Here is a 12693-nt window from a genome sequence, read left to right on the forward strand (position 1 = left end):
GGTCAGAAAAGCTTGCTCACGCCATAAGATATATCTTACGTTGTATCTAACCATGACGGAGAGCGAAGCAATGAGAGAGCACCACCCCCACCCTCCCCACAGCCACGACGGCTTCGACAAGCGGCCTGGCCGCGAGCGCGGCAGCCGTGGCCCACGGGTATTTGCCCCAGGCGACCTGAAACTGTTGCTGCCGGCGCTGATCGCCGAGCAGCCCTGCCACGGCTATGACTTGATCCGCCAGATCGAAAGCCTGTTCGACGGCGCCTACACCCCCAGCCCCGGCGTGATTTACCCGACCCTGACCTTCCTCGAAGAAAGTGAGTTGATCAGCGGCGACGCCGAAGGCGGAAAAAAACGCTACACAATCACCGACGCCGGTCGTCTCTTCTTAAGCGAACAGGCGGTTGCCCTCGAAGGCATCCGCGTGCGCATCGACGTGAGCAAGCGCTCATTGCGCGGCCAGGACCGCCCACCGGAAATCCACGAGGCGGTGCACAACCTGCGCCACGCCCTGCATTCGCACCACGGGCGCTGGAGCCCGGAAGAAATCGTTCGTGTCGCGGCGCTGCTCAACAGCACCGCCCAAGCCATTGCCGACGGGAAAGCCCAATGAATACTCAAGCCATCCATCGCGTTACCCACGAAATCAAACGTCGCCGCCTGCAAGTACTGCGGGTGGTGGACATCACCCCGCGCATGCGCCGCATCACCCTCGGCGGGCCGGAACTGGCAGGGTTTGTCAGCCTGGGCAGCGATGACCATATCAAGCTGCTGTTCCCGCAGAACGCGGCCGAACAGGCCGCGCTGGAAAGCCCGACCTTCACCATCAAGGGCGACGGCCCACAGCCGGCCATGCGCGACTACACGCCTCGACGTTTCGACCTGAGCATCGGCGAGCTGGATATTGACTTCGTGTTGCACGGCGATGGCCCTGCGTCGACCTGGGCCGAGCAAGTGCAGGTCGGCCAGCACCTGTACATCGGCGGGCCACGGGGCTCGATGATCGTGCCGGATATCTTCGACAGCTACTTGTTGATCGGTGATGAAACGGCGATCCCGGCCATCGCCCGCCGCCTGGAAGAATTACCCGCCGGGCGCACCGTGCTGGCGGTGATAGAAATCGCCGACGCAGCAGAACAGCAGGCCCTCAACAGTGCCGCCGATGTGCAAGTGAAATGGGTGGTGCGCGGCAAGGATGACTTGCTCGAAACCGTGCAAAACCTGACCCTGCCGAGCGGCTCGCTGTACAGCTTTGTGGCGACGGAAAGCAAGCGGTCGCGCCAGGTGCGGCGTGTGTTGCTGGACACGCACAAGGTCAACGAGGAATTCCTCAAGGCCGTCGGTTACTGGCAAGCCTAACCCAGACCTGGCAGGAGCCGGTTTGCCGGCTCCTTCGGTTTTACCGTGCCCGCTCGAGGTAACGGTCCATCCCCACCACCGCCAGCGCGATCACGACAAACCCCGCCAGAATCCCCCCGGCATTCACGAATACTTGTGGATAACCCAGGGTGCTCACGTCTATGAACGGGTACTGATACTGCCCGAGCAAGTCCCCGCGCAGCAGGGCATAGGCGAAGTACACCAGTGGGTAGATCATCCACGCGCCAATGTGCTTGAGCCGCAAACTGCCCTTGGGCACACACCGCCACCAGTAGATCAAGAACAGCACCGGCATCACATCGTGCAGCAACTCATCCGCGATGAACTGAAAACCCGTGGGCGTCCATAAATGCCGTAGCAGCAGGTTGTAGGCCAGGCTCACCACGACGATGCTCGTGGCAATCCCACTGCTGATCGAGGGCGCCAGGAAAAACCGCTTTGCCGCTGATTCGCGCTCGACCAGCGCATAACTCAGCACCACCACCGCCAAGGTGTTGGTGAGCACGGTGAAGAAACTGAAAAAATTAATCAGCCCGCCGAGCAGGCTGGCGCCGGTCGACCAGCGCGAATAGAAAATCAGGTATTGCTGGATCGCCAAGCCCACCCAACCGGCCAACGCTGCCGCCGTAACAAACCGCTTCATGGGGTCAATCCAGCGGGCGTTTGGTGCGCATCAGCTTCACGTACAAGCCTTCGACTTTCTCCCGCGCCCACGGGGTTTTGCGCAAAAAGGTCAGGCTCGACTTGATGCTCGGGTCGCTCTTGAAGCAGCGGATATCAATGCGCTCGGCCAGGCCTTCCCATTCATAGTGCGCCACCAACGTGGTGAGAACGTGTTGCAGGGTCACGCCGTGGAGGGGGTCGTTGCTTGTCGCGGTCATGCCGGGCCTATCAAAAAAGGGTCACGAAGGTGCACACCTTATCACCCGCCTGCCGAGTTATAAAAAGTTCCCGTTCCCAGCGAAAAAGAGATGTTATATTGTAACTATAGTTAACCAATCTCTTTGCCCGATCTGCCAAGGAATGTCCGATGTCCCTCTCTTCTCTGTGGCGCCTGTCCCCGCTCGCTGCCGCCCTGCTGATCTGCTCCGAAGCCCACGCCCTTGAACTACAACCCCAAGTCATCACCGGCAACCCGCTGGGCAGCGAACAACTCGCCTCGCCCACCACCGTGCTCGAAGGCGATGACCTGACCCTGCAACAAAAAGGCAGCCTCGGCGAAACCCTCAACAAGCAACCTGGCGTGTCGTCATCGTATTTCGGCCCTGGCGCCAGCCGGCCGATCATCCGGGGCCAGGATGGCGACCGCATTCGCATTCTGCGCAATGGCGTGGGTGCGCTGGATGCGTCGTCGCTGTCCTACGACCATGCGGTGCCACTGGACCCGGTCAACGTTGACCGCATCGAAATCGTGCGCGGCCCCGCCGCCCTGCTGTATGGCGGCAGCGCCATTGGCGGCGTGGTCAACACCTTTGACAACCGCATCCCCACCGAAGCCATCGAAGGCATCCACGGTGCCGGTGAACTGCGCTACGGCGGCGCTGACACCACACGCAGCAGCGCCGGCAAGCTGGAAGCCGGCAACGGCACCTTTGCCTTGCACCTGGACGCCAACGCGCGGGAATTCAACGACCTGAAAATCCCCAGCCAGGCCCGCAGCCGCCACGCCCCGGAAACCGAAGACGCACCCGGCAAAAACGGCCGCCTGGGCAATAGCGACGGGCGCCAGGACGGCGGCGCCGTGGGTGGTTCCTACACCTGGGACGACGGTTACGCTGGGCTGTCCTACAGCAATTACGACGCCAATTACGGCTCGCCCGCCGAGCAGGACGTGCGCATCCGCATGAAGCAGGATCACTACGCGTTTGCGTCCGAGATCCGCAACCTGCAAGGCCCGTTCACCTCGGTGAAACTCGATGCCGGCTACACCGACTACGAGCACCGCGAGATCGAAGGTGGCGAAACCGGCACGATCTTCAAGAACAAAGGCTACGAAGCCCGCGTTGAAGCCCGTCACCAGCCGATCGGCCCATTCGATGGCGTGGTCGGTGCCCAGGTGACCCGCAACGAGTTCTCGGCCCTTGGTGAAGAAGCCTTCGTGCCACAGACCGACACTAACGCCGGCGCGCTGTTTATCCTCGAAGAGATGCAGGCTACCGAGCGCCTGAAACTCAGCCTCGGCGGGCGGGTGGAGCACACCAGCGTGGACCCGAACGCCAAGGGCAACGCGCGTTTTGCCGGTGCGGACAAATCCAACGATTTCACCGCCGGCAGCCTGTCGTCGGGGGCGGTCTACACCCTCACGCCCATCTGGTCCCTGGCCGCGACCCTGGGCTACACCGAGCGCGCGCCGACCTTCTACGAGCTGTATGCCAACGGTGCCCACGTTGCCACCGGCACCTATGAACTGGGCAACGCCAACTTGAAGAAAGAAAAAGCCGTGTCCAGCGACCTGGCCCTGCGCTTTGACAATGGCACCCACAAGGGCAGCTTCGGTGTGTTCTACAGCCGCTTCTCCAATTACATCGGCTTGCTGGGCACCGGTCGTACCTTGAACGACGAAGGTGAAGAGGACGCCGCCGGCATCCCTGAGTACGAATACTCCGGCGTGCGTGCCCGTTTCGCCGGCTTCGAAGCCCAGGATCACTGGAAGCTGGGTGAAGGCGCCTACGGCAAGTTCGCCCTGGAGCTGTCGGGTGACTACACCCGCGCCACCAACCTCGACACCGGCGAAGCCCTGCCGCGCATTGCACCGCTGCGTTTGAACAGCGGCTTGCTGTGGGAGCTGGATCGCTGGCAGGCGCGCATCGATGTGGAACATGCCGCAGGGCAAGGACGTGTGCCGGATAACGAAAGCGGCACCGACGGCTACACCACCCTGGGGGCAAGCGCGGGGTATCGGGTCAATGTCGGTGGCAGCCAATGGCTGGCGTTTGTGAACGGCGAAAACCTCACCAACCAGACGGTGCGCTATGCCAGCTCGATCCTGCGTGACATTGCGCCGGCACCGGGTAGAAGTGTGCAGTTCGGCGTTCGAACCACCTTTTAAAAACCCCGCAACGCTAACCTGTAGGAGCCGGCTTGCCGGCGATGGCGTCCTTGAAATCGCCATCGCCGACGAGCCGGCTCCTACGGGTTTTGCAGTGCCCTTTGCAGCGACGTTCTGTCACTGTTACCAAATCGGAAATGATGCATCTTGCGATTTGCGCTTTCTCTTGGCGCGTCAGCACCTTATCCTTGCCGCAACAAACTGAAACGTTTCACGTCCGCGGTCGACCCCATCTTGCCGAATTCTCCCCTTTTCAAAGACAGCGCTGTCTGACACCGACCTGCGCGTGGGGATAACTCGCCCGCCTGTGGATAACCCTGCTATCCCCAGAAAAACCGAATTAACGCTGAACCAAGCCCGCGCCGAATCGTCATCTACAGTGAAGCACGGGGTTACATAATTCCAACGTAACGGAGAAACACAACTATGAGCACTGACGGTGCCTTAACGCCAAGCCGCCTGCTGCCCAGGCTGCTCGGAGTCTTGCTGCTGATCATGGGCCTGGCCTTGCTGGCCGGGGGTATCAAGCTGACGATGCTCGGCGGGTCGCTGTACTACCTGCTGGCCGGTATCGGCATCACCCTGACCGGCATCCTCTTGCTGGCCACCCGCCGCGCCGCACTCGGCCTGTACGCACTGGTACTGTTCGCCAGTACGGTGTGGGCTTTGTGGGAAGTCGGCCTGGACTGGTGGCAGTTGGTGCCGCGCCTGGCGCTGCTGTTCGCCCTGGGCATCGTCATGTTGCTCCCGTGGTTCCGCCGTCCGTTGCTGCGTGGCCAGCCGGCCCCGCTGGGCACTGGCGCGCTGAGCGTGGCCGTGGTGCTCGCCGGTGCTGCCGCCGTTGCCAGCCAATTCACCAACCCGGGTGAGATCAAAGGCCAACTGGACCGCGACGCGGTACCCGGCATGGCCAGCGCTGCACCGTCCCAGGCCGATGGCGACTGGAACTCCTACGGCCGTTCGGCCTTTGGCGATCGCTACTCGCCGCTGGCACAGATCACCCCGGAAAATGCCCACAAGCTGGTCCCGGCGTGGACCTTCCGTACCGGTGACATCCCTGGCCCGAACGACCCAGGTGAGACCACCGCGGAAAACACCCCGCTGAAAGTCAACGGCATGCTCTACGTGTGCACGCCGCACAGCCAAGTGATTGCACTGGACCCGGACACCGGCAAGGAAATCTGGCGCTTCGATCCGAAGATCAGCAGCCAGGGTGCCGAGAACTTCAAGGGTTGGGCACACATGACCTGCCGTGGCGTGTCGTATCACGATGACGCTGCCTACGCTTCCGAGCAGAGCCCGACCGGCAGCGCCAGCCCCGCCGCTGCACCGAATGCCTGCCCGAAACGTATTTTCGTACCGACTGCCGACACCCGTCTGATCGCCCTCAACGCCGACACCGGCAAGATGTGTGAAGACTTCGGTGACAAAGGCCAGGTCGACCTGCGTGCCAATATCGGCAGCTTCGCCCCAGGCGGTTACTACTCCACGTCGCCACCGGCCGTGACTAAAAACCTGGTGGTGATCGGCGGCCACGTCACCGACAACGTGTCCACCGACGAGCCAAGCGGCGTGATCCGCGCATTCGACGTGCACACCGGCAAGCTGGTGTGGAACTGGGACAGCGGCAACCCGGACGACACCACCCCGTTGGCCGAGGGCAAGACCTACACCCGCAACTCGCCGAACATGTGGTCCATGTTCGCCGTCGATGAAAAACTCGGCATGCTGTACCTGCCGATGGGCAACCAGATGCCCGACCAATACGGCGGCGACCGTACCGAAGACTCGGAAAAATACAGCGCCGGCCTGACCGCCCTGGACATCGACAGCGGCCATGTGAAGTGGACCTTCCAGTTCACCCACCATGACCTCTGGGACATGGACGTGGGCGGCCAGCCTTCGCTGATCGACATCAAGACCGCTGATGGCGTGAAGCAAGCAGTCATGGCGTCGACCAAGCAAGGCAGCATCTACGTGCTGGACCGTGCCACCGGCCAACCCGTGGTGCCGATACACGAAGTGGCGGTGCCGCAAGGTGCAGTCGCTGGCGACCACACGTCGCCAACCCAACCGAAGTCCGACCTGAACTTCATGCCGCCGCCGCTCAAAGAGCGCGACATGTGGGGCGTGACGCCGTTCGACCAGATGCTGTGCCGGATTGATTTCAAATCCATGCGCTACGACGGTGCTTTCACCCCGCCTTCGCTGCAAGGCTCGATCGTTTACCCAGGCAACTTCGGCGTGTTCGACTGGGGCGGCATTTCCGTCGACCCGGTTCGCCAGATTGCCTTCGTGAACCCAAGCTACATGGCGTTCAAATCGAAACTGATCCCGGCCGCCGACATCGCCAAGCAAGGTCCACGCGTCAGCGAAACCGAAGGCGTGCAGCCGAACAAAGGCGCGCCGTACGGCGTGATCCTCGAAGCCATGCTGTCGCCAATGGGCCTGCCGTGCCAGGCACCGGCGTGGGGTTACGTGGCGGCGGTCGACCTGACCACCCACAAGACCCTCTGGATGCACAAGAACGGCACCGTGCGTGACAGCTCGCCGGTTCCAATCCCACTGACCATGGGCGTGCCTAGCCTGGGCGGCACCTTCACCACCGCCGGTGGCGTGTCGTTCCTCAGCGGTACTCTCGACCAGTACCTGCGTGCCTACGACGTGAAAAACGGCAAGCAACTGTGGGAAGGCCGCCTGCCTGCAGGCGCGCAAACCACCCCGATGACCTACACCGGCAAGGACGGCAAGCAGTACGTGCTGGTCATGGCCGGCGGTCACGGTTCCCTGGGTACCAAACAGGGTGACTACGTGATGGCGTTCAAACTGCCGGATTAAGATCGACTGGCAGCCAAACAAAGGCGGCTACCCTCACAGGTAGCCGCCTTTTTCATACCCGTAGGAGCCGGTTTGCCGGCGATGGCGTCCAAACACTCACCGCAACATTCAAGGCCGCTATCGCCAGCAAGCCGACTCCTACAAGTGGGGGGTCAGACGGGGGAGCGTTCGCGGCGCATCCACATTTCGAACGCCATCGCATTTAACGGCCGGCTGATGAGGTAGCCCTGGGCGGTGTCGCAATTCCACTGCTTGAGCAGCTTGAGGCTGGGGGCAAATTCGACGCCTTCGGCCACCACTTTGAGCCCCAGGTTGTGGCTCATCTCAATGGTGGAACGCACGATCACCCCGTCACTGCTGGTGCTGTTGAGGTTACGCACGAAGGACTGATCGATCTTCAACTCCTGCACCGGCAGCCGCTGCAATTGCGCCAGGGACGAATAGCCGGTGCCGAAGTCATCCACCGACAGGCTGATGCCACAGTCGCGCAGTTGCTCCAGCACGCTGAGCGCCTGTTGCGGGTTGTGCATGATCGCGCTTTCGGTGATCTCGAAGATCAGTTGCTCGGCCTCCACCTGATACTGCATCAACAGCGCAGTGACACGGATCGCCAGGTCATCATCGGCCAGGTCGTCCACCGAGATATTCACCGACAGCTGGATCAGCATGCCGCGCTGCGCCCACTCGGCGATTTGGCGGATGGCTTCCTCGATGACCCACAGGGTCAGGCTGCTCATGCTGCCAGTGCGTTCGGCCAGCGGGATGAATTCGGCGGGCGACACCTGGCCCAGGGTCGGGTGCTGCCAGCGCAACAGGGCTTCGGCCTGGCGGACATGGCCGTGCTTGAGGTCGAGTTTGGGCTGGTAGCACAGGAACAACTCGCCCTCGATGGCGGCACGCCGCAAGTCACGGATAAGCGTGATCTGGCGTTGATGGGCGAGGTCGCGGTCCTGCTGGTAGATCTGCAAATGCCCCGGCAGGCTCGCGGCGTCATGCCGGGCGATGGCAGCGCGGCTGATCAACTCTTCCACCTGTTGACCGTCGGCGGGGTAAGCGGCGATGCCGATGCTGACTTCGTGGCGCAGCTCATCATTGCCGATGCGCTGGGGCTCGGTGAGCAGTGCGTAGAGGCGGTCGGCGCGGGCCACGGCGCGGTCGATCTCGGTGTTCTCCAGCAACAACAGGAACTCGCTGCCGGTAATGCGCGCCGCCGTGTCGCTGGCCAACAGGCTCATCGACAAGCAGCGACTGGCTTCGCGCAACATTTCTTCCACGCCCTGGGGACCAAAACCTTCGTTGATCACCCGGTAATTCTCGATCCCCAGGTACAGCAACACCACCGGCCGCCGCGCACTGATCGCACTGCCCAGGCGTTCCATGGCCAGGGCACGATTGGGCAGGCCGGTGAGCGGGTCGTGCAGCGCGTTGTGGGCCAATTGCCGCTCGCGCACGGCGATGCCGCTTTGCATGGCGTTGAACGCGCGGGCCAGCAGCCCGAATTCATCATGGCTGCGCACCCGCACCGGCGTGCGGTAGTCGCCGGCACCAATACGCTCAGCCGCCTGCACCAAGGCATTGAGCGGGCGCGACACCCGCCGCGCCAGGAACAACGCACCGGCCAGCGACACCAGCAGCACCGCCAGGGCGATCCCGAGGAACTGCCGGTCCAGCGGCGCGAAGGATTCCAGGGCGTGGTCAAGCGGACTTTGCAGTAACACCCGCACTTCATCGCCATCGCCGGTATTGGCCAGCGGCAAAACCTGGCTGAGCACACGTTCGCCATAGAACAGGTGGATCTTTGGTTCGGGGTCGACGTGCCCTTCGCGCAACAGGCTGAGCGTGGCGGCCTGGTAGGCATCCGGCTGCGTACTGAACAGCGGGCCGGGCTTGCCGTTTAGCACGCTGAGGAACGACACCTCCAGGTTGCTCATGGAGCGCAGTTCATTGGCGAACAGTTTGTCCATGGGAAAGCCCATGACGACACGGGCGATGGGCAGCGGGTTGAGCACTTCATCCTGCACCAGCAGATAGGGGCGCCCGTCCATGGCCACGATCAGCATTTGCAACCCCGTGCGCCGCGCGTGGCGCAGGGCATCGTCGTAGGGGAAGAACTGACCGCGCATGAGGATGGGCAAGGTGCTGACCATGACCTTGCCATCCAGGCCCAGTACGAACACTTCGCTGGAGCGGATACCCGTGCCGTGGCGACGCAGGGCGGCGAGGATCGGCGCGGTCTTGCCTTCGACCACGGCCTGTTTGAAGGGGAGATCGGCGGTCAGCCAGTCCAGGCCGTATTGCAGGCGACGTCCGCGCAGGTCGAGCAGACGTTCGAACACTTGGCTGCCGGTTTTGAGTTGGAATTGCGCCTGGTTTTCAACGGCGCGGGAGGTGGCGGTCTTGACGGCGAAATAGGTGGCGGCGACGACGACCAGCAGCAACAGCGCGAGCACCCCCGCGATACGGGTTTGAAACGTGTGGCGCCACCTCATTGCAGTGCCCTCTGGCGGCGTGCGCCTCTCTCTGCCACTGCGTCCTTTTGTCATGTGCATTCCTTGCGACAGCTGACCTGGCGTCAAAAAAACATCAATTTTAATGGAGTATTGGGTCTGAGGAGATTAGCTGGGAGTAGGGTTAAGTGCACCCAATAAAACCGGGGAATTTGGTGGTGGTTTTTTGGCGACAGAGGGTTGGCTTGATGGATCGGGCGTTGGTTACATATCCAGTATCTGGGTGATGGCTGACAGGGGCTCCGCCCTGATTGGATCAAAAGCAGGTAGGTGTAGGAGCTGGCTTGCCAGCGATGCAGGCGATTCGGTACATCAGGCCCACCCAGGTGATGCCATCGCCGGCAAGCCGGCTCCTACACGTTGACCGAGATCGGCTTTCAATATCGGTCGGCTACAAAGCCGCCGCGTTTGCTTTTGATCCTAGGCGCCCCGTTAAACACGCTGGCCGAACGCAGCAACGGATATGCACTCAATCAAACACAACGAGCCCGCATAAAATCCCCCCACCGCCGCACCAAATAATTATGCTCATCCATCACCGAATTCCACACCGCAATATGCCCCATACGCTGCTCATAAGACCCCCCATCCCGTACTTCCCCCACATCAATCAACGGCAACCCATCACTGCCCAACAACTCCTCCCGCGCCGGCTTGCCCGCGTACCAGTAATCCCACTCCGCACTGCTCAAGTGGTCACGGCTACGCGCCGGGTTACCAATGTAATACCCCTGCCGCGCCATCACCGCCCCCGGCCAACCGGACAGCCACCAATTCAGATACGCATAGGCCGCATCCAGCACCGGCCCCTTGGCATGCCGCGACAACGACAACCCACCAAACCACGCCCGATACCCCTCGCGCGGCACCGCCAGGCGGTATTTCACCCCGGCGCGATGCAGGCGCATCAAGGTCGGTGACCACAGGCTCTGGATATCGATACTCGGGCTCAGCATCAACTGCGCCGCCTCTTCATCGTCGGACCAGAACGCTGCGAAGTGTCCTTCTTTCTGTTTACGCACCAGGATGTCAGCGAGTACATCGATCTCTTCGATGCTCATGTTGCCGATGTCCCTGAAGCTGGCCAGCCCCGCGCCCTGCACCGCCAGCGCGGCATCCAGGGCGCCGATGGCGGCGTCGCTCTGCAAGGCGGTGCGCGCACGCCACGCGGGGTCGAGCAGCCAGCCCCAGCTTTCGTTGCCGTGGCAAAAACCTTCGGGCAGGCGCTCGGGGCGATAGGCGAAGCTGTCGGCGTTGTGGGTCAGGGGCAGCATGCTGATGCGCTCGGTGACCGTGCTGCCGAGGCTGCCATCGTGCTGCACGAATAGCCGCTCGCTGGGCACGCTGCCACTGCCCAAACGGTCGTCGGCCGACAGGCGCCCGCGCTTGGGCAGGTCATTGATTTCGTGCCACAGCGCGATGCGCCGCGTGTCGATGGGCTGGATCGCCCGAGCCGGCCACACGAAGTCAACGTTGTGAAACCACTGGTCGTACAGGTCATAGCTCTCGGGCTGCATCACCGCGATACGCTGGGCCTGTTCGACGTCGTGCACCTGGTAGACCAAGCGAATGCCCAGCTCCTCTTCAGCGCGCACGCGCAGGCATTCAAGCAGGGTGACCGACGTACCGAGAACGCGGAGTGTGATCATGCCGCGAACCGCCGCGAGAACGCTTCAAACGAACGCTTGAGCAGCGCAGGCTCGAGGCCACGCAGGATAAACACCAGGCGTGATTGGCGGTCAGTGCCCGGCCACGCGGGCAAATGGACCGGCGCATGCAGGCAATGCTGCACGCCATGAATGACGATGGGGGCGTTACTGGCGTTCACGTTGAGCAGCCCTTTGACGCGGAGAATTCGTTCGCCGTGGCATCTTAACAGCATCGACAACCATACCCCGAAACCCACCCAATCCAGGGGCTGGTCGAAGGTCAGGCTGCACACTTGCGCGGCGCCGTGGGTGGCCGTGGTGGTTTGATGCAGCTGCCAGCGGCTGACTTCCATGGCGGGTTCGGCACTGCGCAGGCCTTCGCCCAGCAGCAGTTGGTCGCCGCTGTGGATGTCATGGGTATCGAGGATCGGCGTGCCGGCATTGAGCGCTTGCAGATGTGCGCGCAGTGCAGCGCAGTCACCCGCCAGATCAGTCTTGCTCAGCAGCAAGCGATCCGCCGCCGCCACCTGGGCCAGCCATTCCGGGTGCAGGCGTTCTTGCAGGACGGCATGGCTGGCGTCCACCAGGGTGATCACCAAGCCAATATGAAAACGCCCGCGTAACTGCACGTCGTTGTTCAGGGTGGCCAGGATCGGCGCCGGGTCGGCCAGGCCGGTGGTCTCCAGGATGACCCGCTTGAACGCCGGGATCTCACCGCGCTCACGGCGTTGCAACAAGGTCAGCAAAGCCTCTTTCAACTCGCCACGGATCGAGCAACACACGCAGCCGCTGGGCAGCAGCACCGTATCCGGCGCCACTTCTTCCACCAGCAGATGGTCGATACCGACATCACCGAATTCGTTGATCAGCAACGCGGTGTCGCCCAGGCTTTCACCCTGCAGCAGGCGCTTGAGCAAGGTGGTTTTACCGCTGCCGAGAAAGCCGGTGATGACGTTGAGGGCAATACTCATGAGGCTGACTCCAAGTGGTCCAACAAGCGCGGATCAAGGGGATCCAACGGGCGGCCGAGCATGGTTTCGGCCGCCTGCCAGAGTTGATCCAGACCGCTGGCCAATGCCTGCTTGCCAGTGGCGCCGAGCAGCAGATACGACGCGCCCTGGAAGTCTTCGACCTTGAGCCGGAACACCGCCAGCACCTGATTGATCGCCGCGATCCGGCGCAGGCGTTCGCGGCGCCGGGGTAATTCATCGCCCAGGGGATCGCTCCAGTGCAGGTCTTCGCCGAGCAGTCCGCAGAGTCCGCACATGGC

10 protein-coding genes are annotated in these 12693 nt (G+C 62.4%); 4 read left to right on the forward strand and 6 right to left on the reverse strand.

Annotated features, from left to right (window positions below; genetic code table 11):
* Window positions 1-70: 70 nt before the first annotated feature.
* Entirely contained in the window at window positions 71-613 is a 543-nt protein-coding gene (locus CWC48_RS04810; protein WP_078047076.1) for a PadR family transcriptional regulator, read from the forward strand.
* Window positions 610-1359: a siderophore-interacting protein gene (locus CWC48_RS04815; RefSeq protein WP_099494143.1), complete on the forward strand. Its 750-nt coding sequence runs from the start codon at window positions 610-612 to the stop codon at window positions 1357-1359. The genes CWC48_RS04810 and CWC48_RS04815 overlap by 4 nt, the downstream gene beginning before the upstream one ends.
* A gap of 40 nt (window positions 1360-1399) precedes the next feature.
* Here CWC48_RS04815 and CWC48_RS04820 read toward each other — a convergent pair whose 3' ends face one another.
* Complete coding sequence (locus CWC48_RS04820; RefSeq protein ID WP_100491422.1) at window positions 1400-2023, reverse strand: Pr6Pr family membrane protein; 624 nt, start codon at window positions 2021-2023, stop codon at window positions 1400-1402.
* A gap of 4 nt (window positions 2024-2027) precedes the next feature.
* Window positions 2028-2261 (reverse strand): VF530 family DNA-binding protein, encoded by a 234-nt coding sequence (locus tag CWC48_RS04825; RefSeq protein WP_078047073.1) that lies wholly within the window; start codon window positions 2259-2261, stop codon window positions 2028-2030.
* A 149-nt stretch (window positions 2262-2410) separates the two neighbouring features.
* Between CWC48_RS04825 and CWC48_RS04830 the strand changes: the two genes are divergently transcribed.
* On the forward strand, window positions 2411-4429 hold the full coding sequence (locus CWC48_RS04830; RefSeq protein ID WP_100491423.1) for a TonB-dependent receptor: 2019 nt from the start codon (window positions 2411-2413) through the stop codon (window positions 4427-4429).
* A gap of 426 nt (window positions 4430-4855) precedes the next feature.
* The gene (locus CWC48_RS04835) at window positions 4856-7267 is read left to right on the forward strand and encodes a glucose/quinate/shikimate family membrane-bound PQQ-dependent dehydrogenase (RefSeq protein WP_100491424.1); all 2412 of its coding nucleotides are present in this window, start codon (window positions 4856-4858) and stop codon (window positions 7265-7267) included.
* A gap of 152 nt (window positions 7268-7419) precedes the next feature.
* On the opposite strand, the gene CWC48_RS04840 is transcribed toward CWC48_RS04835, so the two are convergent.
* The 4 genes from CWC48_RS04840 to CWC48_RS04855 form a co-directional block, all read right to left on the reverse strand.
* Window positions 7420-9756 (reverse strand): bifunctional diguanylate cyclase/phosphodiesterase, encoded by a 2337-nt coding sequence (locus CWC48_RS04840; protein WP_100491425.1) that lies wholly within the window; start codon window positions 9754-9756, stop codon window positions 7420-7422.
* A 491-nt stretch (window positions 9757-10247) separates the two neighbouring features.
* Entirely contained in the window at window positions 10248-11423 is a 1176-nt protein-coding gene (locus tag CWC48_RS04845; RefSeq protein WP_078047069.1) for a PotD/PotF family extracellular solute-binding protein, read from the reverse strand.
* Window positions 11420-12394 (reverse strand): GTP-binding protein, encoded by a 975-nt coding sequence (locus CWC48_RS04850; RefSeq protein WP_078047068.1) that lies wholly within the window; start codon window positions 12392-12394, stop codon window positions 11420-11422. The genes CWC48_RS04845 and CWC48_RS04850 overlap by 4 nt, the downstream gene beginning before the upstream one ends.
* Entirely contained in the window at window positions 12391-12690 is a 300-nt protein-coding gene (locus tag CWC48_RS04855) for a hypothetical protein (protein WP_078047067.1), read from the reverse strand. Before CWC48_RS04855 ends, CWC48_RS04850 begins: the two co-directional genes overlap by 4 nt.
* Window positions 12691-12693: the final 3 nt, after the last annotated feature.

The sequence above is a fragment of the Pseudomonas sp. S10E 269 genome (assembly GCF_002798465.1).
Classification (GTDB): domain Bacteria; phylum Pseudomonadota; class Gammaproteobacteria; order Pseudomonadales; family Pseudomonadaceae; genus Aquipseudomonas; species Aquipseudomonas pergaminensis.

Coding starts and splice junctions, on each gene's coding strand:
- CWC48_RS04810 (WP_078047076.1), top strand. CDS start 71: ATGAGAGAGCACCACCCCCACCCTCCCCACAGCCACGACGGCTTCGAC.
- CWC48_RS04815 (WP_099494143.1), top strand. CDS start 610: ATGAATACTCAAGCCATCCATCGCGTTACCCACGAAATCAAACGTCGC.
- CWC48_RS04820 (WP_100491422.1), bottom strand. CDS start 2,023: ATGAAGCGGTTTGTTACGGCGGCAGCGTTGGCCGGTTGGGTGGGCTTG.
- CWC48_RS04825 (WP_078047073.1), bottom strand. CDS start 2,261: ATGACCGCGACAAGCAACGACCCCCTCCACGGCGTGACCCTGCAACAC.
- CWC48_RS04830 (WP_100491423.1), top strand. CDS start 2,411: ATGTCCCTCTCTTCTCTGTGGCGCCTGTCCCCGCTCGCTGCCGCCCTG.
- CWC48_RS04835 (WP_100491424.1), top strand. CDS start 4,856: ATGAGCACTGACGGTGCCTTAACGCCAAGCCGCCTGCTGCCCAGGCTG.
- CWC48_RS04840 (WP_100491425.1), bottom strand. CDS start 9,756: ATGAGGTGGCGCCACACGTTTCAAACCCGTATCGCGGGGGTGCTCGCG.
- CWC48_RS04845 (WP_078047069.1), bottom strand. CDS start 11,423: ATGATCACACTCCGCGTTCTCGGTACGTCGGTCACCCTGCTTGAATGC.
- CWC48_RS04850 (WP_078047068.1), bottom strand. CDS start 12,394: ATGAGTATTGCCCTCAACGTCATCACCGGCTTTCTCGGCAGCGGTAAA.
- CWC48_RS04855 (WP_078047067.1), bottom strand. CDS start 12,690: ATGTGCGGACTCTGCGGACTGCTCGGCGAAGACCTGCACTGGAGCGAT.